Below are 22,121 nucleotides of genomic sequence, written 5' to 3'. Positions count from 1 at the left end.
GCACATGGCGTGATCCGGCCCTCCCTCTGCCCGGAACGGTCGGTGGACGAAAAACGGAAAACGGGCGAGGGACGGCGTCCGGTGCAAGGCTGAAGGCGCATCCGGACCCCTGAAAGGCCATCGACATGATCACCACGGACTTCGTCGCCGGCTCCCCCTGCTGGCTCGACCTCGGCGCTCCCGACGTCCCGGCCGCCGCGGCCTTCTACAGCCGCGTCCTCGGCTGGGAGTACGAGCCCATGGGCGGCGGGGAGGACATGGACCAGGAGATGGACGAGGACATGGAAGGCGGGATGTTCCGGAAGGACGGCAAGGTCGTCGCGGGGCTCGGCAGGCTCACCGAGGAGGGCGCGCGTCCGGCCTGGATGATCTACTACAGCGTCACCGACGCGGACGCCACGACCCGGGCCGTCGAGCGCGCCGGCGGCACGGTGCGGGTGGCGCCGCGGGACCTCGGCGAATGGGGCCGGATGGCCCAGTACAGCGACCCCCTGGGGGGCCAGTTCGCCGTCTGGCAGCCCGGCACGACCAAGGGTGCCGAACTGGTGGACGAGACCGGTTCGCTGTCGTGGACCGAGCTGTACACGACCGACGTGGCCGCGGCCAAGCGCTTCTACGGCGACGTGCTCGGCTGGTGGTTCAGCGACATGGAGCTGCCGGGCGGCGGCACGTACTCCCTCGTCACACCGGCCGGGCTGCCCGAGAAGCGGATGCACGGCGGGCTCATGGAGCTGCCGGCCGAGCACCTCTCCCTGACGGGCGGGCGGCCGTACTGGCACCCGGTGTTCCACGCCGACGACTGCGACGCCGCGGTCGCCCGGGTGACCGGGAACGGCGGCAGCGTGCAGATGGGGCCGGAGGACGCGGAAGGCGTCGGCCGGCTCGCGGTGTGCCTCGACCCGTCGAACGCCGACTTCGTGCTGCTCACGCCGTCCGGCGACTGAGCCCGGCGGGAGCGGGAAGCGGGGCCGGCGGAACCGGGAAGCGGGGCCGGCGACGACACGCCACCGAGCCCCAACCCCAACCCCAACCCCGACCGCGGAAGGTGCGTCAGGAGACGCGCTTGAGCGTCCAGGCGTTGTTGTTGAAGCCGGAGTTCGGGAAGGCGACACAGGAGCTGGAGTAGTAGGAGGCGGTCTGGACCCAGCCGACGGGGTAGTAGGTGGACCCGCACGCCTGGACGACCGTGCCTATGGGCAGACCGGTGAGCTGCTTGATCTGCTTGATGTTCGGGTCGAAGTTCTGGGTGCCGCAGCTCGCGCTGTAACCCCAGCTGACGTCGACGTAGCCGGCCGGGGTGGCGGTGCTGGCGCAGGTGGTGGTCACGTCACCGGGGGCCGCCTGGGCGGGCGCGGCGGCGAGGGCGAACATCGAGACGGCGCCGGCGACGGCCATGACGGTGCTGCGGAATCTGTTCACGGTGGGCTCCTTGGATCCGAGAACGGTGAATGGGAATCAGCAGCCCGTTTCTACGGTGTGTGCGCGAGCCGTAACAGCGGGTTTCCGGTCGGAATGATCAAGCCACACCCGGCGGCCGGGCCGGGGTGTCACCCCTTGACGATCGTGGTCTCGACGCCGGGGAAGCCCTTGTCCCACCAGTGCCCGTAGCGGCGGTACACGGCGGGGTCGCGGGCGGCGAGCAGCGCCGACAGCTTCTCCGCCTCCTCGGTCAGTCCCCGCCACGCCGCCTTGCCGAGCCGGTGGAACGCGGTCAGTTCCAGTCCGCCGTCGACCGCGCGCCACACTCCGGCGACCTGCCCGTCGACCAGCAGACAGGGCAGCATGTCCCCGTTGCGCCGGACGACCAGCGGCCGGTACTCCGGGGGCAGCACCCGCCCGGGGACGGCATGGGCCAGCAGGGTGCTGTCCCACATCGGCAGCAGCCGTGGCGGCGCCGGGGTGTCCTCGGCGGGCACGACGGCGTCCGCCAGGTCGAACAGGGCGGCGCGCCCCGGGCCCTCCACCCGCACCACCCGGTCTCCGAGCGCGTCCAGCGCCCGCGTGATCACGGACCGCCCCAGCAGGGTGAAGCGGGCGAAGTCCTGCGCCGACGCGGGCCCGAACGCCCGCAGATGCGCGAGCAGCAGCCGTCGCACCCCGGCCGCCGCCTCCGACGGCGGCGCGGACCCGGGGGCCGTGGACCCGGCGGCCGCGGACCGGGGGGCGACGGACCCGGGGGCCGTCGTCGCGGCGAGGTAGGAGTGCGGCTGGGCGAACGACCAGGGGCCGCCGGTCGGTACGTGGCGTATCGGCGCGTACGTGCGCAGCGCCCACCACATGCGGTGCGCGTGCTCACCGAACCGTCCCGTGAACTCCTCCTCCACCTCGGCGCCGCTTCGGGGTTGCGCAAGGAAATCCGCGAGCGGCGGGAGCAGTGCGTCGGCGTCGGCAGGGGTCAGTTCCGTGGAGGTGAAGCGGCGGTCGTGGACCCGCGACGCCCGAAGGGTGCTCAGCATGGCGGCGTGGTACGGCGCGTAGTCCTCGGCATGGACGGCGTGCAGCGTGATCCGCATGAGCGTCGCCTTCACGATCCGGCCGTCCGCGAACGCGGCGTCGAGGTCCCCGGGCACGAAGTCCCGTACGCGGTTCCACAGCGCCAGGTACGGCGACGCCGGGGTCTGCGCCTGCAAAGCGCAGATGCGGCGGACCGCTTCCGCCACGTCGAGGCGCCGGCGTTCGAGCAGGAGCTGACGGTCCAGGGTGGCGAGGGCGAGCCGTCGCGCGGTGAGAAGCACTCCCGGATTATGCAGCGCCTGGGGGCGAGGCGGCGCGGGTGGACCGGGTGGCACAGGGGGTGCATGGGGCTCGGGCGGTCCAGGTGACTCGGGCGGCCCGGGCCGGGCAGCGTGCCGCCGCAGCAGGCACGTCCCTCCTGCCCCGGCAGGCGTGGCACCGCTGCCGGGCCGCCTCCCGCCGGGCGGGAGGCAGCCGGGGCGTGACCGGCGCTGTCGTGCGCCGGTCGTCGCCGGTTACTTCGCGAAGCCGTAGTCCAGCAGCTTCTTCACGTCGGTCGCGCGGTTCGTCTCGTTCGGCGCGCCGAGCACGGTGCCGATGACCGTCTTGGTGCCGCGGGTGGCCGCGAAGACCAGGCAGTACTTGGCCGTCGGACCCGAACCGGTCTTCACGCCGATCGCGCCGCTGTAGGTGCTCAGCAGCTTGTTCGTGTTGGTCCACGCCATGTACCGGTAGCCGCCGCTGGCGGTGGTCACCTTCTGGCTCGTGGACTTCGTCGCGACGACGGCGCGGAACGTGGAGTTCTTCATCGCGCTGCTCGCGATCTTCGTCAGGTCGCGCGGGGTCGAGTAGTTCGACCCGTTGCCGATCCCGTCGAACGAGTCGAAGTGCGTGTTCCGCAGGCCCATCCGGGTCGCCTCGGCGTTCATCTTGCCGATGAACGACTTCACCCGGGCCGCCCGGGTGGCGCCGGTGCCGAACTTGTCGGCGAGCGCGTAGGCGGCGTCACAGCCCGACGGCAGCATGAGGCCGTAGAGGAGCTGGCGGACGGTCACCTTGTCGCCGACGATGAGCCGGGCCGAGGAGGCGTTGTTGGCGACGATGTAGTCGCTGTACGCCTTCTGGATCGTGACCTTGGCGTCGAGGTTGAGGTTCGCCTGGGCGAGCACCACCTTGGCCGTCATGATCTTCGTGGTGGAGCCGGTCGACCGGCGGGTGTCCGCGGCCTTCCCGTACAGCGTCGTACCCGTCCCGTTGTTCATGACGAAGCCGCCCGGGGCGGTGATCGACGGGGCGGGCGGCGTCGCGGCCTGCGCCTGACCGGCGAAGAGGCCGCCGGCCAGCACGGCCGAGGTCGTGACCGCGACGGTCATGGCGCGACGCACGCCCAGAGTCGTAGTTATCAAAGTGTTCTGCCCTTGGTAGAAGTCGTTGCCGTACGGGCTCCGCACGGGATCCGGACGTGGTCCGGACGAGAACCGCGCGTGCCTCGCGCACACAAGATGCTTGAGAGGCCCCAAGGGATGTACGGCGGGAGTGTGACCTGGATCCCATTTCGGCCACGGCCGAACTCATGTGCCACCCCGACCGATCACCGCCGGATTGACGATCAGCCTGGCGCCGATGCGCCGCTCCTGCTTCCTGATGGCCTGGCCGGCCCTGGCCTGGGAGACCCGGAGCCGCTCGGCGGTCCGGCCGAAGTGCGGTTCCTCGGCCGGGCGACGGGCTGTCGGAGCGTCAGAAGGCCCCGGTGCGGGTCGCGGCCGTCCCTAGCGCCGGAGCATGCGCAGCCGCAGCCGGTGCGGCCGCAGCACGGTGGTCAGCCGCGCGGGCCGGTCGTCCGCCCGCCCGGGGGCGGCCGTGGGGCGCCAGCGGACGAGCAGGGTGGCCAGGGCGATCACCGCCTCGGCGCGGGCGTAGTCGGCGCCGAGGCACTGGCGCGGCCCGTTCGCGAAGCCGGCGAAACCCCAGCGCGGCAGCGCGGCGGCCCGCTCCGGCAGCCAGCGGTCCGGGTCGAAGCGGCCGGGGTCGGCGAAGATGCGCGGGTTGTGGTGCGCGACGTACGGGCTGAGCAGCACCTGGGCGCCCCGCGGCAGGGTGTGCGCAGGAGCACCCAGCCGGGCGGATGGAGCCGCAGCGCCTCGGTCAGCACCCGGGCGGTGTACGGCAGGAGCGGCAGGTCGGCCCAGCGCGCGGGGCGCCGGTCCGGCAGCACCCCGTCGAGCTCGGCGTGCAGCGCCGCCAGCACCCGCGGGTGTGCCACCAGCAGGCGCAGGGTCCAGGCGAGCTGGGAGGCGGTGGTCTCGGAGCCGGCCAGCAGCAGGGTGACCACCTGGTCGTGCAGTTCGGACTCGGAGAGGGCCGTGCCGTCCTCGTCGCGGGCGGCCAGCAGTCCGGCCAGCAGGTCGGCCCCGCCGGGGTCCCGGGTCCGGCGGTCGCTCACCAGCTCGGCCACGGTCCGCCGCAGCGTGCGCACCGCCATGCGGTAGCCGGGGCCCGCGGGCAGCAGCATCACCCGCCGCAGCGCCCCGGCGAACGCGGTCTCGAACGCGCCCTGAAGGCGGTCGGCCAGCGCATCCGGCGCCTCGGTGCCGAGCAGGCTGCGCGCCACGACCCGCAGCGTGAACCGGTAGCAGGCAGGGAAGACCTCGACCACCTCGCCGTGCCGCCAGGACCCGGCCAGCTGCTCCGCCTCGCGGGTCATCACCTCGGCGTATCCGGCCAGCCGTTCGGGCCGGAACTCGGGCTGCAGCATCCGCCGCTGGCGCCGGTGGTCGGCGTGCGCGCAGGTGGCGAGGCCGTTGCCGAGGACGCGCCGGAACCGCTGGTAGATCGGGCCGCCCTTGTCGAAGGTCCGGTCGTCCGCGTACACCTGCCGGAGCAGTTCCGGATGACAGGGCACCACCAGCCGGTTCGGCCCCAGCCGGATCTCCACCAGATCCCCGCGCCCGGGCAGCCCCGCCAGGAACGCCGCCGGATTCCTCACCAGGGCGGGCAGGTGCCCGAGCACGGGCACCGCCCCGGGCAGGCTCGTGCGGAGGTACGTCGTGGTCGCGGCATCCCGCGGGGACGAGGACACGGCGCCAGGATAGGCGCGAGGACGAACGGCGCGGCAGACCGCCACGGGGGCCGTCCGCAGAACCGGCCGGCCCGAGGGGCGGGTTACGGACCGGTCGGCCCGAGGTCCGTCCGCCGGACCGACCGGCCAGAGGAGCGGGTTCCAGACCGGCCGGGGCCCGAGGAGCGGGTTCCAGACCGGCCGGGCCCAGGGGCCGGGTACGGACCGGACAGACCCTAGCGGCGGGTGGCGGTGATCACGTAGTAGTCGAGGAGGCCCTGCTCCCAGGCGTGCAGGAAGTTCCTCGGCCAGGTGCCCGGCTTCCACTGGGCGGACAGCCAGTGGTCCCAGCCGGGCCAGACCGAGGGACCGATGGACTCGCAGCGCACCCCGGTCATCCCCGACCGGGCGAGGGCGTCGGTCAGTTCGGCGGGCGTACGGGCGATGTCGAGGCCGTCCGCGAAGGTGTCGAGCAGCTCGGCCAGGCGGGGCGCGGCCTCGGGCTCCGGGGTGAAGAAGCTGGTCACGGCGGCGCGGCCGCCGGGGCGCAGGACACGGGCGGTCTCCGCGGCGAACCGCGCGAGGTCGTCGAAGTGCTGGGCGGCCTCCACGCTGTAGACGCAGTCGAACTCGGCGTCCGCGAAGGGCATGTCCTCCGCGGCCCCGCGCACCAGCCGCAGCCGCTCGGCTCCGTCTCCAGATCCGGCTCCGGCTCCGGCTCCGACTCCTGTCAGCAGGTGCGCGTTGGCCCGGCGGGCCCGTTCCAGCTGCTGCGGATGGATGTCCATGCCGGTGACCCGGGCCGGTCCGTACTCCTCCAGGGCCAGGGCGCAGCCCATGCCGAGCCCGCAGCCGACCTCCAGCAGCTGCCCGCCGGCGAGCGGGCCGGCGGTGCCGAGCACGCGCCGGTACAGGTCCTCCTGACTGCGGATCCGGTCGTCCACGCTGGGCGGGCCGTCGAGGTCCTCGGGCCGCCAGTAGCCGAAGTTGATGAAGCCACCCGCGAAGACGGGGGCCGCGCTGAGGTCGGCGGGGCCGTACGTCTCCTGTACGGCGGCCCGCATGCCGCCGGGCCGGTCGGCTTGGGTCATGGGTACGCACCTCCGCACCCAGTGTCGCCGCGCGGTGACGTTCTGTCGACAACTCCGCGGCGCGACCGGTACGAGATCGGGACATCGCCGTCACGTCACAGGGCTGGACCTCATGGCCGAAAAGTGGCTCAGTATGAGCAGCCTCGTCGTCCCGGGCCGACCCCGTGACCACGAGATCCGTTCCGGCTGAACGCCAAGTGACCACAGGGGGATTTCGCGCCATGAGCGACGGTAGAGGTGGACCGGACGTGCCACGTCCGGAGAGCGACGCGGCGGCACACGTACCCGCACACACGGAGGGCACGGGCGGAGGCTTCACCGACCCGGCCCCGGCCCAGGACGGCATCATCGTCCAGGGCGGACGCACGGCTCACGACGGCCACGACTCGGCGCAGGCGATCGGACCGAAGCAGGACGACCCCCGGGCGATCGGACCCAAGCAGGACGACCCACGCGCCATCGGACCGAAGCAGGACGACCCACGCGCCATCGGACCCAAGCAAGACGACCCACGCGCCATCGGACCCAAGCAAGACGACCCACGCGCCATCGGACCCAAGCAAGACGACCCACGAGTGGTGGGCAGAGGCATCATCGTTCAGGGTGGGCTGACCGAGCACCCTGGCAGCAAGGCGCGCAAGAAGCGTGCCAGGGCGAAGACGTTGAAGACCATGGCGCTGGTCATCGGTGGCGCGATGGTGGTCGCCGTGGGCGGGGTGCTCGTGGGACGGCAGTGGGGCCATGACCCTGCCACCGCCCTACCGCAGGCGCCGGCGGCGACCACCGCTTCCGCGGCGCCCGGCGCGTCCGCCGCCCCCGCCCCTTCCGCCTCCTCCGACGGCGGTGGTCCGGCGCCCTCTCCGAGCGGGACGGCTCCGACGGCGGAGCCGAGCTCTCCGACGCCGGCCGCGTCCACCCCTCGTACGACCCGGTCGGCGCAGCCGTCGACGCCGCCCACGCGGTCGGCGCGGCCCACACAGTCGAGCGTGCCCGTACCGGTCGCCGCGCCGGTGCTGTCGCTGCGTCCGGCGAGCGTCCAGGAGTACTGCGCGAACGGCGAGTGGCCGAACACCCTGATGGTCCGTAACAGCGGTGGCGGCAGCCTCGACTGGTCGATCGGGCAGCTGCCCGCCGGAGTCACCGCCGGCGTGGGCAGTGGCTCTCTCGGGGCGGACGCGTCGCAGGTGATCACGCTGGGCGGCCGGGCCGAGCAGCTGCCCGCGAACGGCCGTTTCACGATCGCGTTCTCCAGCAACGGCGGCAGGGGCCAGGTGGTCGTCACCTGCGCCTGACCGCGGGTCGCCGCGCCGCCGGGCGGTTCATGACGCGCGCTCAGGCCACCGCTCCCGTTCGCGTCCGCCCCTGGGGCTCCTGCCGGGTGACGACACGGCGGCGCCGGCTCGGCATGCCCGCGGTCGGGTTGGCGACGCCCCAGGCGGCGCCCTTGCAGATCAGTTCCTTGTAGAGGGCGGCCGTGCGGCCGGTCAGGGCACGGTCGACCGCGCGGTCGTCGGCGGTGACGAACTGGATCAGGCCCTGCTTGCGGCCCAGCGAGACGCACTGCTGGAAGTAGCGGATGGAGACGTGGGGGACCTTGACGCCGGCCAGGCGGGCGGCGATGGCGTCGGCGGCCTGCCAGGCCATCGGGACGCCCGAGGCGCAGGACATCCGCAGGGGCTTGTCCTCGGGGCCGATGGCCAGCGCCGCGTCGCCCACGGCGTACACGTCGGGGTGGGAGACGGAGCGCATGGTGGCGTCGACCACGATCCGGCCGCCGGCGCCGAGCTCCAGGGCGGTCGCCTGGGCGATCGGGTGCACGGCGAAGCCGGTGGTCCAGACGGTGATCTCGGCGGGGACGGTGCGCCCGTCGGCCGTCGTCACGCCGTCGGCGGCCACGGCGTCGACGGCGGCGTGTTCGTGGACCGTGATGCCGAGTCCGTCGACGACCTTCCGCAGGTGGGCGCGGCCCTTCTCCGACAGCCAGTCGCCGAGGGCACCGTGGACGGCCAGGGCGACGTCGAGGTCGGGGCGGGCCTCGGCGATCTCGGTCGCGGCCTCCACTCCGGTCAGTCCGCCGCCGACGACCAACACGGGCCGGCCGGCGTCCAGGGCGGCGAGGCGGTCGCGCAGGCGGAGGGCGCCGGGGCGGCTGGCGAGCTCGTGGGCGTGGTCGGCGGCGCCGGGGACGCCGCCGTCGTGCCAGCCGCTGCCGAGGGCGTAGACCAGGGTGTCGTACGCGAGCTCCTCCGTCCGGGCAGCACCGTCAGCACCGTCAGCGCCAGCGACGCCGGTGACGGTGACGGCCTTGCGGTCCACGTCCACGGCGGTGACCTTGGCGAGCTTCAGCTCCACGCCCGTGCCGGCGAAGATCTCGTCGAAGGGCCGGGGCCGGAGGTCCTGTCCGGTCGCGAGCTGGTGCAGCCGGACGCGCTCGACGAAGTCGGGCTCGGGGTTGACGAGGGTGATGGCGACATCCTCGCGGTGCAGTCGCTTGGCGAGGCGGCCGGCGGCGACGGCTCCCGTGTAGCCGGCGCCGAGGACGACGATGCGGTGCTGCATGTCCGTGCTCCTGTCTGGGCGGGTACGCCGCTGTCCGGCGTGGTCTCGCCCCTTGAACCGGACAGCCCCGGGATTCCTGACAGGATCGGATGTGACCCGCGTCACATCGGGTCAGAGGGTGTGGAGCGGGCCCTCCTCGCGGTCCGCGGCGGCCCACCGCTCGGTCGCGCGGACGAGCTTGTCGGGGTTGACCTGGCTGCGGAGCGCGACGATGCCCTCCGGCGTGACCTCCAGGCAGATGATGCCGACGACGCGGCCGTCCACGACCGCCAGGACGGCGGGCCCGCCGTTGGCGGTGGTGGCGTAGATGTCCGGCGCGCCGCCGACGTGCGCGCGCTTGGCGTCGCCGGGCTTGAACAGACCGCGCATGAACGTGGCGACCGCGAGCGCGCCCTCGAACGCCTTCGCGCGGGCCGGGACCTTGCCGCCGCCGTCGCCGACCGCGACGGCGTCCTGGGTGAGCAGACGGACGAGGGGTTCGGTGCGGCCGCTGGTCGCGGCGGCCAGGAACACCTCGACGATGCGCCGGGCGGCGGCCTCGTCGATCTCGGTGCGCGCCTTGCCGTCGGCGACGTGCTTCTTGGCCCGGTGGTAGATCTGCTGGCTGGCGCTCTCGGTGACGTCCAGGATCTCGGCGATCTCCCGGTGCGGGTAGTCGAACGCCTCGCGCAGCACGTACACCGCCCGCTCGCCGGGCGACAGGCGCTCCAGGAGGACGAGGACGGCGTACGACACCGATTCGCGCTGCTCGGCGGTGTCGGCGGGGCCGAGCATCGGGTCGCCGGCGAGCAGCGGTTCGGGCAGCCACCGGCCGACGTACGTCTCGCGGCGGGCGCGGGCCGAGGTCAGCTGGTTGAGGCAGAGGTTGGTGAGGACCTTCGTCAGCCATGCCTCGGGGACCTCGATCCGCTCGACGTCGGCCGCCTGCCAGCGCAGGAACGTCTCCTGCACGGCGTCCTCCGCGTCGCTCGCCGAGCCGAGCATCCGGTACGCGATGGCCGCGAGCCGGGGCCTGGCCGCCTCGAACCGGTGCACGTCATCCATGATCAGGGCCATGCCGGCCATCCTAGGCTTCCCCGGGACGGAACCCGCCGGCCGGACCTCTCACCGCTCCTCGCCGCTCCTCGCCGCCCCTCACCGTCTCGCGGTCACGCGTCCCAGGTCACCGGCAGGCTCTTCACGCCGTAGATGTCCGCGGTCTCGGGGCGGAGCACCACCTCCTCCGCCGGGACGGCCAGGCGCAGCGTGGGGAAGCGGTCGAGGAGCGCGGCGAACGCGACGCGCATCTCGATGCGGGCGAGTTGCTGCCCCAGGCACAGGTGGACGCCGTGGCCGAAGGCCAGGTGGCCGGAGGGCTTGCGCCGGATGTCGAGGACGTCGGGGTCGGCGAAGCGCTCGGGGTCGCGGTTGGCGGTGTTGTACGACAGGACGACCGTGGTGCCGGCCTCGATGAGCTCACCGCCCACCTCGACGTCCTCCAGCGCCGTCCGCATGAACGTCTTGGCGACGCTGAGATAGCGGAGCAGCTCCTCCACGGCCGGCTCGACGAGCGCGGGATCGGCGCGCAGCGCGGCCAGTTGCCCGGGGTTCTGGAGCAGGGCGAAGGTGCCGAGCGACAGCATGTTCGCGGTGGTGTCGAAGCCGGCCGCGAGCAGGATGAGGCTGATCCCCTTCAGCTCCTCGTCGGTGAGGTCGCTGTCGGTGAGCTCGCTGAGCACGTCGTCGGTGGGGTTGGCGCGCTTGGAGGCGACGAGTTCGGCCAGGTACTCCTGGGTCGCCGTGTAGGCCGCGAGCAGGTCCTCGTCGCTGGTCTCCCCGCTCATGAAGGTGTCGATCTGCTCCTGGAAGGAGTCGCGGTCCTCGTACGGGACGCCCAGCAGCTCGCAGATGACGATGGTCGGGATGGGCTTGGCGAACGCGGTCACCAGGTCCGCCGACGGTCCGGCGGCCTCCATGGCGTCCAGGCAGTCGGTGGTGATCTGCTCGATGCGCTCGGTGAGCAGGCGCATCCGGCGTGCGGTGAACCTGCCCACCAGCGGCTTGCGGTAGCGGCTGTGCTGCGGGTCGTCCATGAGCAGGAACTCGCCGGGCGGCGCCGGCGGGACCTCGAAGTCGACGACGTTCAGGAGGTCCTTGCGCGAGCTGAAGCGCGGGTCGGCCAGGACGGACCTGACCAGGTCGTATCCGGTGATCAGCCAACCGGGCTTGCCGCCGACGTGGGTGAAGCGGCTGACGGGGCCGCGCCGGTGGGCCTCGGTCAGTTCGGCCGGCGGGTCGAAGGGGCAGCCGGACCGGCGCGTCGTGGGGGTCGTGACGATGTGCGATTCACTCATGACTCTTCCTCAGCTCGCGACATGACGTGTTCAGATATCCAGAAAGCTACGTTGCATTCATGGTTTGGTCAATCGCCATAATCGCGTTTTCCCAAGTGAGGGGCGGCAAATTGATGCAATGACAGTGGAGCCAAACGCAACGCTTCGTTGCAATGGATTGCTTCGAAGGCAATGCCGCCCCTCCTGGGGCCGGGTCAGGAGACGAGCGGGGCGTCCACCTCGGCCAGCTTCACCGTGCACAGGCCGCCGCGCTCGGTCGTCACGTCCGTCACCTCCAGCTGGGTGCCGGGGGCGAGGATGTACTCCTCCTCGCCGGTGAAGGCGGAGAAGTTGCGGATGCCCACCGCGCGCGCCGGCGTCACCTCGAACAGGGTCCGCTTGCCGCGGCTGCCGAGGAAGGCGCGGGCGACGGCCGGCTCGGAGGTGCAGGAGGAGACGCCCCACCAGGTGACCGTGCGCCCGACCGGGTACTGCCGGCGCAGGTCGAGGCCGACGCCGCGCCACAGCGGCCGGTGCTGGACGGGGAGTTGGGAGACGGCCGAGAACAGCAGTCGCAGATACGGCAGATAGGGCACCACGCGGCCGCGGTCGGCGGAGCGCAGCACGGCGTTGATGTCGCGGTAGAAGCCCGACTCGCAGGTGTAGAGGTAGAGCGCGGCGATGGCGTCGGCCGACAGCGGGCCGTCCGGCTGCTCGTCCGCGCGCCGCTTGCCGAACTCGCGCGAGCGGTCGATGTGCCGGCCCAGTCCGGCGAGCACCTCGGCGACCGGGGCGACGGCGTCCTCGAAGGGCATGAGCGGGGTGTCGAACACGCCGGTGACCGGCGGCAGCACGTGCCCCTCGTCACGGACGCTGGTGAGCCGCTCCAGATACAGCTGGTGCAGCTCCATCGTGGAGGCGATGAAGGCACCCATGCGCGCGGCGACGTCGGCGTCCGCCCCGCCGGCCCCCGTACCCGCGCCTCCCCCGGCGACGGCACCGTCACCCGCACCGGCACCTGCCGCCGGCTCGTTCCAGCCCTTGCTCGGGAGCCAGTCGATCGCGTCGGCGCCGAGCGAGAGCAGCGCCTCGTTCACCGTGGCGAAGTGGTCGCCCTCGCAGAAGAGGTCGCCCTGAGCCGCCGGGTTGGCGTGGTCGATGTGCCGGACCTCCACGCCCGGGTACTTCTTCTCCAGGCGTCGGACGATCGACTTCAGGCCCCGGGCGTGGGCGCCCCACCAGGCGAAGACGACACCGCGGTCCGCCTCGTCCTCGGCGTCCTGCTTGGCCCGCAGGATCTCCTCGACGATCCGCTCGGCGACCGGGCGCCAGAAGGCGGTGTGCTGGTCGGTCCCCATGGCGCCGTCGGCGCTGGCGGTCAGCGAGGCGTTGAGGAGCAGCACGCCCTGGGTGAGCATCGCCTGGAACCACTCGGGCGGCTGGACCGTGTCCCGCTCCTTCAGCAGGGCGCGGACCTCGCCGACGGGGGTCTTCTTGGCGATGCCGTACTTCCACATCGCCGCCGCCTTGATCAGGCAGCGGATGCTGACGACCCGGCCGAACTGGCTGTCCTTCCAGTCGCCGAAGGTGTTGTCGAACATGGCGATGCCGGTGGCGCTCTCCGGCCGCGGATAGGGGTTCTGGCCGAAGGCGACGACCTTCCACTTGTGCGGCGGGTTGGGCTTGAGCGCCTGGAAGGTCAGCTCGCGCACCGGGACGACCTGCGGGCTGCGGCCGGGGCCGATGAACTCGGCGGCGCCCGGGCGGGCTTCGAGGACGGGCTTGAGCAGCGGCAGCCAGGGCTCGCCGCCTCCGGTGAACAGGTCGGCGAGGGCGAGCGGGTCGTGTGCGTCGGGCTGCTGCGGAGGCGTGGCGGTGGCGTCGCTCATCGAGGAGGGGCTCCCGGTCGTCGTGGCGGAGAGGTGGGGCGCGGGGTGGGGTGGGGCCTCGGGCGCGGGATGGGGTGGGGCCTGGGGCGCGGGGTGGGGCGAGGGGCCGGGATCAGCGGCGAAAGGAATGCCCTTTCGGCGGCACGATCCGGACCCGCTGCGCGGGCGGCGCCTGCTCGATGCCGGCGAGCTGGCCGGTGATGGTGGCGCGCAGCTCGTCGTCGTCCTCGAACCAGTGGTCGTGGAAGAGCGTGTACCCGGTCCACATCAGGTTGGCGCAGACGCGGGCCGGCACCCGGCCGGTCCTCGCGCCCATGCCGACGAGGGCCACCGAGCGGATGCTGCCCGGCGCCCCGCGGTTCTGCCGGTGCACGGCCTGGAAGGCGGCCGCGCAGGCCAGGGCCACGTTCAGCGTCTCGCTCACGTTCTGCGAGGAGGCGACCATCGTCGGCGTGGAGATGAGGAAGCGCGGGACGGTCGCGCCCGACGGGACGCACACCGCGCTGCCCACCGGCATGCTCCCGGCGAACCGGTCCCGGATCGCCCGCTGCACCCGCAGCTGGATGCCCGCCCCGAGATGCCGCTTGATCACGGCGTCCACGCCGCCGTCCATCCGTCCCGCCGCGTTCGTCGGCGTGACCCACGCGTCCACGTCCTCGTCGAGGATCGAGCCGCGCCGGATCTCGATGCCGGGCGTGTCGGCGAACGCCGCCCGCCACGCCGCCACCACACCCGCGCTGACGTCCGTCAGAACCACCCGGAGCGTGGTCTCGACACAGTTCTCCGCCATCACATTCCCCCCTGTCAGGACTGCTTCTTCCAGCACCTCCGAAGCTATCGGGCACCACTGACAACGGCCCGGTCCGAGCGCCCCGCCGGGCGTTGGTTACAGTGCGTCTGCCCCGAGGTGCGGGGCACGGGAAGATGGGGTGGGTATGGCTGGCCATCGGCTGTCGAAGAAGCGTCGCTACATCGCCGCGACGACCGGAGGTGCCGTCGCCGTCGTGGGCGCCGTGATCGCGGCCCAGACGTCGAGCGCGGCCACGGTGTGGCCCGCGCAGAAGACCTTCACCGGCCGGGCCTTCGACACCTGCACGGCGCCGTCGCTGGCGGCGATGAAGGCGTGGAAGAGCAACGGCTTCTACGGAGGTGCCGCGGTCTACGTCGGCGGGAAGAACCGGGGCTGCGCCCAGCCGAACCTCACCGCGTCCTGGGTGAAGTCGGTCGGCGCGATGGGCTGGAACCTCATCCCCCTCTACGTCGGCGCCCAGCCTCCGTGCCAGACCAGCGCCAACCCCGAGAAGCTGACGGCCTCGACGGCGGCCTCGCTCGGCGTGACGGACGCCAACGACGCCGTGGCGAAGGCGTCGGCGCTCGGCATGAAGCCGGGCAGCGCGATCTACCTGGACATGGAGCCGTACGACATCACCAACAAGGCGTGCAACGACGCCGTGCTGACGTACGTCCGCTCCTTCACCAAGACGCTGCGCGCCAAGACGTACCGCGGCGGCTTCTACGGCTTCAGCAGCTCCAGCGCCAAGGCCGTCGCCACCGCGACCGACCGCACCGACCTGCCGGGCAACCTCTGGTACGCGCTGTGGGACAAGCAGAACACGACCACCGCCGACTGGCCGTGGGGCGCGACCCAGTACACCGGCCACAGCCGCGGCCACCAGTACCTGGTCAACAGCAAGGAGACGCGCGGCGGTTACACGATCACCGTCGACCAGGACGCGTGGGACGGGCCGGTCGCGATCACCGGCTGACCCCGCTGCGGGCGGCCGGAACAGTGGGTGAGCGGGGTGCGGTCGCCCGGGGCCTGCCGGCACGCGTTTCCGGGGCCGTCCGGCCACGCGTGAGCGCGCGACGACAGGGCGGCTTCCGGCCGCCCCGGCCGGCCGGCGCGGGACGTGGGAGAGTGGGAGGAGGAGTCCGGGCAGCTGACGGACGAATCCCCTCACGGGGAGGTCGCCATGGACCTGATCGAGGAACGTCCCTTCCGCTTCCGGATCGATCCGCACGAGGGCATGCGGGTGCCCGGGGTGGTGTTCGCCTCCCGGGAACTGCTCGCCGACGCCGAACGGTCGCTTGACCAGGTGGTACGCGTGGCCACGCTGCCGGGGATCGTGACCGCCTCGTACGCGATGCCGGACATCCACTGGGGCTACGGCTTCCCCATCGGCGGGGTCGCCGCCACCGACGTGGCGCGGGGCGGGGTGGTGTCGCCGGGCGGCGTCGGCTTCGACATCTCCTGCGGGGTGCGGCTGCTCGCCGCGGACTGCGACGAGGCGGCGCTGCGGCCCGTCCTGCTCGACGTGATGGACGGCCTGGACCGGGCGATCCCCCGGGGTGCCGGGCCCGGCGGGGTGTGGCGGCTCGACGGGGACCGGGAGCTGGAGCGGCTGCTGCGCGGCGGGTCGCGGTTCGCCGTGGAGCGGGGGCACGGGGAGGAGCGTGATCTGCTGCGCTGCGAGGACGGCGGGGCGGTCGCCGACGCGGATGTGACGCAGGTCGGGGAGCGGGCGCGGCAGCGCGGGCTGGGTCAGGTCGGCAGCCTCGGTTCCGCGAACCACTTCCTGGAGCTGCAGCGGGTGGCGGCGGTGTACGACGAGCCGGCCGCGGCTGCCTTCGGCATCGCCGCGGGGCAGGTGTGCGTGATGATCCACTGCGGCTCGCGCGGGCTCGGGCACCAGATCTGCACCGATCACGTCCGGCTGATGGACCGGGCGATGGCGCGGTACGGGATCACCGTGCCCGACCGGCAGCTGGCCTGCACTCCGGTGGAGTCGCCGGAGGGCCGGGCGTATCTCGGCGCGATGGCGGCGGCCGCCAACTACGGTCGCGCGAACCGGCAGTTGCTGTCGGACGCGACGCGTGGCGTGTTCCGGCGGGCGGCCGGCATCCGGCTCTCGCTGGTGTACGACGTGTCCCACAACCTGGCCAAGATCGAGACGCACGCGGTGGACGGCGCCCGGCGGCAGCTGTGCGTGCACCGCAAGGGCGCGACCCGCGCCTTCCCGCCCGGCCACCCCGAACTTCCCGAGGACATCCGGGAGTTCGGACAGCCGGTGCTGATTCCCGGCACCCTCGGCACCGCCTCGTACGTGCTCGCCGGGGTCGAGCACGGCGGCGCGTTCGCCTCGACCTGCCACGGCGCCGGCCGCACCATGAGCCGGCACCAGGCCGCCCGCACGGTCACCGGCGGCGAGCTGCGGGCGCGGCTGCGCCGGGCCGGGATCGCCGCGCGCCCGAAGTCCTGGCGGGGCCTGACGGAGGAGACCCCGGAGGCGTACAAGGACGTGGACGCGGTGGTGGCGGCGAGCGAGGGCGCGGGGCTGTGCCGCAGGGTGGCACGGCTCGTGCCGCTCGGCGTGGTCAAGGGGTGACACCGCGCGCCCGGCGGGGTTCCCCCCGGGCGGCCGGGCGCCCACGATCAGTCACGCCTCGCGCCTGATCGTGTGGGCAGGGGGAACCCCGCACGCCCCCCTGGGCGCTCAGCCGCCCGCGATCAGGCACGGCTCGCACCTCTCCGTGTGGTCGAAGGGACCGCGCCCGGCGGACCCCTGGGCGCTCAGACGTCCACGATCGCCGTGCAGGACCAGCCGTACGGGTCGGGACCGATGTGCAGGCCCTGCCAGGAGATGCCCTTCGGCGCGGCCCCGACGATGTCGACCGCGTCCAGTTCCGCGACGGCCGAGCGCACGTCCAGGCCCTCGTCCTCCTCGGCCGCCTCGACCTCCACGTCGACCGGAATCCGGCCGGTCACCTCCAGGCGGAAGACGAACTCGTCGAGCAGCCCGACGAGCAGGTCCTCGTCGCTGCCCGGCCCGAGCCGCACCCGCTCCACGGCGGTGGGCCGCACCCCCGACACCTCGGCGAAGCACTCGACCATGCCGAGGACGGCCTCCGCGAGGCACGCCTCGCGCGTGGGCCCCCAGGCCCGCACCTGGGCGTCGGCGGTGTGGGGCACCGACCGGTGACCGCTGCCGCCGTGCCGCCGGGCCCGCAGTTCGTCGTCGAGGTCGCCGACCATGCCCCCAGTCTCCCACCGGCGGCCGGCGCCGTCACGGGCCTTGCCCCGGGGGCCGGACCCCGGGGCCGGGGCGCCCGGCGGGCGGCCGTACCTTGACCCCCATGATCCAGGTGAGTTTTCTGTGAGGGCGCTGCTGCCGCCGGAGGTCGTGGTCGTCGAGTCGTACGGGGACGTCCCCGACGCGCGGCCGTTCCCGGGCGAGGAAGAGGCACTGGCGCGGGCCGTCGAGCAGCGGCGGCGGGAGTACGTGACCGTGCGGCACTGCGCGCGGCAGGCGCTGGCCGAGCTGGGGCTGCCGCCGGTGGCCATCCTCAGCGGTGAGCACCGGGAGCCGCTGTGGCCCGCCGGGGTGCTGGGCAGCATCACGCACTGCGACGGCTATCGGGCCGCCGCGCTCGCGCGGCAGGGCGCGGTGGCCTCGGTGGGCATCGACGCGGAGCCGCACGCGCCGCTGCCGGAGGGCGTGTTCGGCGTGATAGCCCGGCCCGAGGAGCACGCCGAGCAGGCGCGATGGGCGGCCGAGCGGCCCGAGGTCTGCTTCGACCGGGTGCTGTTCAGCGCGAAGGAATCGGTCTACAAGGCGTGGTTCCCGCTCGCCCGGCGCTGGCTGGGCTTCGAGGACGCCACCGTCCGGTTCGCGCCGGAGAACGGCACGTTCACCGTCGAGCTGCACCGGTCGGGTCCGGAGGTCGGCGGAGTGCCGCTGACGACGATGACGGGCCGCTGGGCGGTGCGTGACGGGCTGATCCTCACCTCGGTGGTGATCCCGGCGGCCGGCTGATCCCGCCCTCCGCGGGCCCTCCCCCGATCCGCGTAACGGCGAATTCCGGCCAGTCGATCACGACGCCCCGCGTGCGCCCCCGAGCCCGTCCTGTCAACTCTTGTGGCCCGACTGCCCGTTGCATAGGATCCACGCGTTGATCACGGAACAGAAACGGGGGCTGCCGTGATTGCGGTGGACAGGCGTGTCGCCGTCATAGGTCTGACCTGCAGGTTTCCCGACGCGGACGGTCCGGAAGCGTTCTGGCGGAATCTGCTCGACGGCAAGGATTCGATCACGCGGGTCAGCGGACCCGACGGTGTCGCCGCGCGGGGGATCCTCGGTGATCCCGAGTGGTTCGACGCCGGATACTTCGGCATTTCGCCACGCGAGGCGCGGCTCATCAACCCACAGGCCAGGATGTTCCTGGAGTGCGCCCTGGCCGCGCTCGAGGACGCCGGCCAGGATCCGCAGCGGGTGACCGGAGCGGTCGGCGTGTACGGGGGCGGCGGCGAGAACGCGTACGCGCAGCTGCTCAGGGCGCACCGGGCCGAGCTGGCGTCCGTGTCGGACTGGGAGATCCGGGTCGCCAACGGGCCCGACTTCCTGTGCAACCGGGTGGCCCACCGGCTCGGCCTGACCGGTCCGACGGTGGCCGTGCAGGCCGCGTGCGCCACCTCGCTGGTCGCCGTGCACCTCGCGGTGCAGGGACTGTTGAGCGGCGACTGCGACATGGCTCTGGCCGGCGGCGTGACCGTGCGGCTGCCGTCCGGGGTGGGCGGGCCCGACGAGGTCGGGATCCAGGCGCCCGACGGCGTCCTGCGGGCCTTCGACGCCGCCGCGAGCGGACTGGTCGGCGGCGACGGGGTCGGCATCGTGGTGCTGAAACGATTCTCTGACGCGGTGGCCGACGGCGACCGCATCGACGCGGTGATCCTCGGCTCGGCGGTCAACAACGACGGCGCCGACCGCATGGGCTTCACCGCCCCGGGCATCGCCGGGCAGGCCGCGGTCATCGAACGGGCGCAGCGGGTGGCGGGCGTGACGCCGGATTCCTGCACCTACGTCGAGACCCACGGCACCGGCACCCGGCTCGGCGACCCCGTCGAGATCGCCGCGCTCACCAAGGCGTTCCGCCGCGGGGACAGCGCGGACGGTGCGGACAGCGCGGACGGCGGTGACCGTGCGGACGGCGGTGACGGCCGGGCCGGCGGCGAGGACGGCCGCCGGGGCACCTGCGGCATCGGCTCGGTGAAGACCAACATCGGCCACACCGACGCCGCCGCGGGCATCGCCGGTCTGATCAAGACCGTCCTGGCGCTGCGGCACGGGATCATCCCGCCCAGCCTGCACTTCACCGAGCCCAACCCGGAGATCGACTTCGGCAGCGGCCCGTTCCGGGTGGTCACCCACGCGGAGGAATGGCGGCCGGAGGGCATGCCGCGCCGGGCCGGGGTGAGCTCCTTCAGCGTGGGCGGGACCAACGCCCACGTGGTCCTCGAACAGCCGCCGGTGACCGAGGAGCCGGACCGGGCGGACGGGGCGGCGAGCGGTCCGTACGTGCTGCCGCTGTCGGCGAAGACCCCGGCTGCGCTCGACGCCGTGACCGCCCGGCTCGCCGAGCACCTGTCCGGGGCGCCGGACACACCGCTCGCCGACGTGGCCTGGACGCTGCAGACCGGCCGGCGGGAGCTGCCGTACCGGCGCTTCGCGCTGGTACGCGACCACGCCGACGCCGTACGCGTGCTGGCCGGCGAGGAGCCGGACCGGCTCGTCACCGCGCCCGGAGCGGTCTGGCCGTCGGCCGGGGAGCCCGAGCGGCCCGAGGACGGTCCCGCGGCCGCGGGCCGGCTGTGGCTGACCGGTGCCGCCGTCGACTGGGCGGTGCTGCACGACGGCCGCCCCCCGCGTCGGGTCGGCCTCCCCACGTACCCCTTCGAGCGCCGGCTGTTCACGGTGGGCCGGACCGGACAGACCGCCCCGGCCCCGGCAGGCGCGCCGGAGCCCGCGTCCGCACCGGCTCCGGCGTCCGTCGGCACGACGCCGACTGCCGTGCCCCCGGTGGCGGTCGCACCGCCGGCCGGGACGGCGACGTACGAGCTGATCGCGAAGATCTTCGCCGAGATCCTCGACCTGCCCGAGGTCGAGCCCGACGAGAGCTTCTTCGACCTCGGCGGCGACTCGCTGATCGCGACCCGCCTGGTGGCGAGGGTCCGCGAGACGTACCCGGTCGAGCTCGCCCCCAAGGAGCTGATCACGGCGCCCACGGCCGAGGAGTTCGCCGCGCTGATCGACGCGCGGCTCGACCGGGACGTCACGCCGTGACGCGGTGGACCGTCCGCCGGCACCGCCGGCCGGACGCCGTCGCCGTCCTCTACTGCTTCCCGCACGCGGGCGGGCTGCCGGGCGAGTACGTCCGCTGGTCCGACGAGCTGCCGGAGGCCGAGGTGCGGGGCGTGCACCTGCCCGGCCGGACCACGCGCCGGGCGGAGCCGCCGTTCACGCGGATGGCCGACCTGGTGGACGCCCTGGTGTCGGCCGTGGACTTCGCCGATCCCGACGGCACGGGCCGCGCCGAGCGGCCGTTCGTGTTCTTCGGCCACAGCCTGGGCGCCCTGGTCGCCTTCGAGGTGGCGCGCGAACTGCGGGCCCGGGGGCGCCGGTTGCCGGAGCGGCTGATCGTCTCCTCGTGTCCCGCTCCCCCGCTGTCGCCGGTCGCGCGGCCGGTGCACGGGATGTCGGACGACGAGCTGCTCGACGCGATCGAGCGGGGCACGGGCGAGCCCATGGCCCATCTGCGCGAGGACGCCGACCTTCGCGAGCACGCGCTCGCGAGCTTCCGGGCCGACTACACCCTCCTGGAGCGGTACGCCCCGGCGCCGGCCGAGCCGCTGGACCGGCCGGTCACCGTCCTCGCGGGCAGCGAGGAGCCGCACGCGGCCTGGCACGAGGGCTGGGCCGCGCACACGAGCGCCACGACCGCGCAACGGGTCGCGGCCGGAGGACATTTCTACTTCCGCGCAGGACAGGGGCGGGACGATCTCCTGCGCGTCCTGCGCGAGTCCCTGCAGATTTCGACACCGACGACGAGGGGAGACCGCGGGTGGACCGCATAGGCGTGGTGGGCGCCGGAACGATGGGGCGCGGGGTGGCCGAGCTGTTCGCGGAGCACGGGCACGAGGTCGTGCTCGTGGACGTGACCGAGGCCGCGCTGGCGTCCGCGCGGGACGAGATCGAGCGGAACGTGCGGTTCGCCCCGCTGGTCCGGCCGGGCACGCCCGTTCGCGATCCGCGGGAGGTGAGCGGGCGGATCGACTTCACCCTGGACCTCAAGCACCTCGCGGACGTGGACTTCCTGATCGAGAACGTCACCGAGGACTGGGAGGTCAAGCGTCCGCTCTACGCCGAGCTCGACGCCGTCTGCCGGCCCGGGACGCCCTTCGGCGTGAACACCTCCGCGATCCCGATCACCCGGGTCGCCGGGCTCACCGGCCGACCGGAGCACGTGATCGGCATGCACTTCATGAACCCGGCACACCTCAAGCCCACCGTCGAGCTGATCCGCGGCCACCACACCTCGGACGGGACGATCGCCCGCACCCGGGCGCTGCTCGACGGCGTCGCCAAGGGCCACGTCCTGGTCGAGGACTCCTCGGGCTTCGTGACGAACCGGGTCGCGATGCTCACCATCAACGAGGCGGTCTTCCTCCTCCACGAGGGGGTCTCCACGGCGGCGGACGTCGACCGGCTGTTCAAGGAGTGCTTCGGGCACGCGATGGGCCCGCTGGAGACCGCGGACCTCATCGGCCTCGACACCGTCCTGCTGTCCCTGAAGGTGCTGTACGACAACTTCGGCGACCCCAAGTACCGGCCCTGCCCGCTGCTCACCCGACTGGTGGACGCGGGTCTCCACGGGCGCAAGACCGGACAGGGCTTCCATTCCTACGAGTCGGGAGAGTGACCCC

At 73.2% G+C, this 22,121-nt stretch carries 20 protein-coding genes and 2 pseudogenes; 8 read left to right on the top strand and 14 right to left on the bottom strand.

Features of this window, described 5'->3' with window-relative positions:
• The first annotated feature begins 125 nt into the window (after nt 1-125).
• Nucleotides 126-944, top strand: coding sequence for a VOC family protein (locus tag ACFYU9_RS16445; protein ID WP_389345153.1), 819 nt, complete (start codon nt 126-128; stop codon nt 942-944).
• Between the two features lie 106 nt (nt 945-1,050).
• On the opposite strand, the gene ACFYU9_RS16440 is transcribed toward ACFYU9_RS16445, so the two are convergent.
• From ACFYU9_RS16440 to ACFYU9_RS16405, 8 genes and pseudogenes are all read right to left on the bottom strand, one after another.
• Nucleotides 1,051-1,419, bottom strand: a complete 369-nt coding sequence (locus ACFYU9_RS16440; RefSeq protein ID WP_389213455.1) for a hypothetical protein — start codon at nt 1,417-1,419, stop codon at nt 1,051-1,053.
• A 128-nt stretch (nt 1,420-1,547) separates the two neighbouring features.
• Entirely contained in the window at nt 1,548-2,735 is a 1,188-nt protein-coding gene (locus ACFYU9_RS16435; RefSeq protein WP_389345152.1) for a winged helix DNA-binding domain-containing protein, read from the bottom strand.
• Nucleotides 2,736-2,969: 234 nt separating this feature from the next.
• Nucleotides 2,970-3,827 carry a D-alanyl-D-alanine carboxypeptidase family protein gene (locus ACFYU9_RS16430; RefSeq protein ID WP_389213967.1) on the bottom strand — a complete coding sequence of 286 codons (858 nt, stop codon included), beginning with the start codon at nt 3,825-3,827 and terminating at the stop codon, nt 2,970-2,972.
• 237 nt (nt 3,828-4,064) lie between these two features.
• Nucleotides 4,065-4,169 (bottom strand): annotated as a pseudogene (locus ACFYU9_RS16425) (LysR family transcriptional regulator); the annotation flags it as partial.
• A gap of 54 nt (nt 4,170-4,223) precedes the next feature.
• Nucleotides 4,224-4,532, bottom strand: coding sequence for a cytochrome P450 (locus ACFYU9_RS16420; RefSeq protein ID WP_389345151.1), 309 nt, complete (start codon nt 4,530-4,532; stop codon nt 4,224-4,226).
• A 44-nt stretch (nt 4,533-4,576) separates the two neighbouring features.
• A pseudogene (locus ACFYU9_RS16415) lies at nt 4,577-5,470 on the bottom strand (cytochrome P450); the annotation flags it as partial.
• 278 nt (nt 5,471-5,748) lie between these two features.
• Nucleotides 5,749-6,603, bottom strand: coding sequence for a class I SAM-dependent methyltransferase (locus ACFYU9_RS16410; RefSeq protein WP_389345150.1), 855 nt, complete (start codon nt 6,601-6,603; stop codon nt 5,749-5,751).
• Between the two features lie 598 nt (nt 6,604-7,201).
• Nucleotides 7,202-7,579, bottom strand: a complete 378-nt coding sequence (locus ACFYU9_RS16405) for a hypothetical protein (RefSeq protein ID WP_389345149.1) — start codon at nt 7,577-7,579, stop codon at nt 7,202-7,204.
• Between the two features lie 10 nt (nt 7,580-7,589).
• On the opposite strand from ACFYU9_RS16405, the gene ACFYU9_RS16400 reads away from it, so the two are divergent.
• The gene (locus ACFYU9_RS16400; RefSeq protein ID WP_389345148.1) at nt 7,590-7,895 is read left to right on the top strand and encodes a hypothetical protein; all 306 of its coding nucleotides are present in this window, start codon (nt 7,590-7,592) and stop codon (nt 7,893-7,895) included.
• A gap of 40 nt (nt 7,896-7,935) precedes the next feature.
• On the opposite strand, the gene ACFYU9_RS16395 is transcribed toward ACFYU9_RS16400, so the two are convergent.
• From ACFYU9_RS16395 to ACFYU9_RS16375, 5 genes are all read right to left on the bottom strand, one after another.
• A complete protein-coding gene (locus tag ACFYU9_RS16395) occupies nt 7,936-9,162 on the bottom strand; it encodes an NAD(P)/FAD-dependent oxidoreductase (RefSeq protein WP_389345147.1) in 1,227 nt (408 codons plus the stop codon).
• A gap of 111 nt (nt 9,163-9,273) precedes the next feature.
• Nucleotides 9,274-10,218, bottom strand: a complete 945-nt coding sequence (locus ACFYU9_RS16390) for an RNA polymerase sigma-70 factor (protein WP_389345146.1) — start codon at nt 10,216-10,218, stop codon at nt 9,274-9,276.
• Between the two features lie 92 nt (nt 10,219-10,310).
• Nucleotides 10,311-11,495: a cytochrome P450 gene (locus ACFYU9_RS16385; RefSeq protein ID WP_389345145.1), complete on the bottom strand. Its 1,185-nt coding sequence runs from the start codon at nt 11,493-11,495 to the stop codon at nt 10,311-10,313.
• A gap of 194 nt (nt 11,496-11,689) precedes the next feature.
• Complete coding sequence (locus tag ACFYU9_RS16380; RefSeq protein WP_389345144.1) at nt 11,690-13,363, bottom strand: ADP-ribosyltransferase domain-containing protein; 1,674 nt, start codon at nt 13,361-13,363, stop codon at nt 11,690-11,692.
• 112 nt (nt 13,364-13,475) lie between these two features.
• The gene (locus tag ACFYU9_RS16375) at nt 13,476-14,153 is read right to left on the bottom strand and encodes a macro domain-containing protein (protein ID WP_389213437.1); all 678 of its coding nucleotides are present in this window, start codon (nt 14,151-14,153) and stop codon (nt 13,476-13,478) included.
• Nucleotides 14,154-14,298: 145 nt separating this feature from the next.
• Between ACFYU9_RS16375 and ACFYU9_RS16370 the strand changes: the two genes are divergently transcribed.
• Complete coding sequence (locus ACFYU9_RS16370; RefSeq protein ID WP_389213435.1) at nt 14,299-15,129, top strand: glycoside hydrolase domain-containing protein; 831 nt, start codon at nt 14,299-14,301, stop codon at nt 15,127-15,129.
• A gap of 207 nt (nt 15,130-15,336) precedes the next feature.
• A complete protein-coding gene (locus tag ACFYU9_RS16365; protein ID WP_389345143.1) occupies nt 15,337-16,749 on the top strand; it encodes an RtcB family protein in 1,413 nt (470 codons plus the stop codon).
• A gap of 185 nt (nt 16,750-16,934) precedes the next feature.
• Here ACFYU9_RS16365 and ACFYU9_RS16360 read toward each other — a convergent pair whose 3' ends face one another.
• The gene (locus ACFYU9_RS16360; RefSeq protein WP_389213431.1) at nt 16,935-17,396 is read right to left on the bottom strand and encodes an archease; all 462 of its coding nucleotides are present in this window, start codon (nt 17,394-17,396) and stop codon (nt 16,935-16,937) included.
• 121 nt (nt 17,397-17,517) lie between these two features.
• On the opposite strand from ACFYU9_RS16360, the gene ACFYU9_RS16355 reads away from it, so the two are divergent.
• From ACFYU9_RS16355 to ACFYU9_RS16340, 4 genes are all read left to right on the top strand, one after another.
• Nucleotides 17,518-18,177 (top strand): 4'-phosphopantetheinyl transferase, encoded by a 660-nt coding sequence (locus tag ACFYU9_RS16355; protein ID WP_389345142.1) that lies wholly within the window; start codon nt 17,518-17,520, stop codon nt 18,175-18,177.
• Nucleotides 18,178-18,351: 174 nt separating this feature from the next.
• Nucleotides 18,352-20,481: a beta-ketoacyl synthase N-terminal-like domain-containing protein gene (locus ACFYU9_RS16350; protein WP_389345141.1), complete on the top strand. Its 2,130-nt coding sequence runs from the start codon at nt 18,352-18,354 to the stop codon at nt 20,479-20,481.
• The gene (locus ACFYU9_RS16345) at nt 20,478-21,272 is read left to right on the top strand and encodes a thioesterase II family protein (RefSeq protein ID WP_389345140.1); all 795 of its coding nucleotides are present in this window, start codon (nt 20,478-20,480) and stop codon (nt 21,270-21,272) included. Before ACFYU9_RS16350 ends, ACFYU9_RS16345 begins: the two co-directional genes overlap by 4 nt.
• Nucleotides 21,260-22,117, top strand: coding sequence for a 3-hydroxyacyl-CoA dehydrogenase family protein (locus tag ACFYU9_RS16340; RefSeq protein ID WP_389345139.1), 858 nt, complete (start codon nt 21,260-21,262; stop codon nt 22,115-22,117). The genes ACFYU9_RS16345 and ACFYU9_RS16340 overlap by 13 nt, the downstream gene beginning before the upstream one ends.
• The last annotated feature ends 4 nt before the right edge of the window (nt 22,118-22,121 follow it).

It is taken from the genome of Streptomyces sp. NPDC004327 (assembly GCF_042873935.1).
GTDB lineage: Bacteria > Actinomycetota > Actinomycetes > Streptomycetales > Streptomycetaceae > Streptomyces.
The sequence above is the reverse complement of the archived record's forward strand: the minus strand, read 5'-3'. Positions and strand labels throughout refer to the sequence as shown.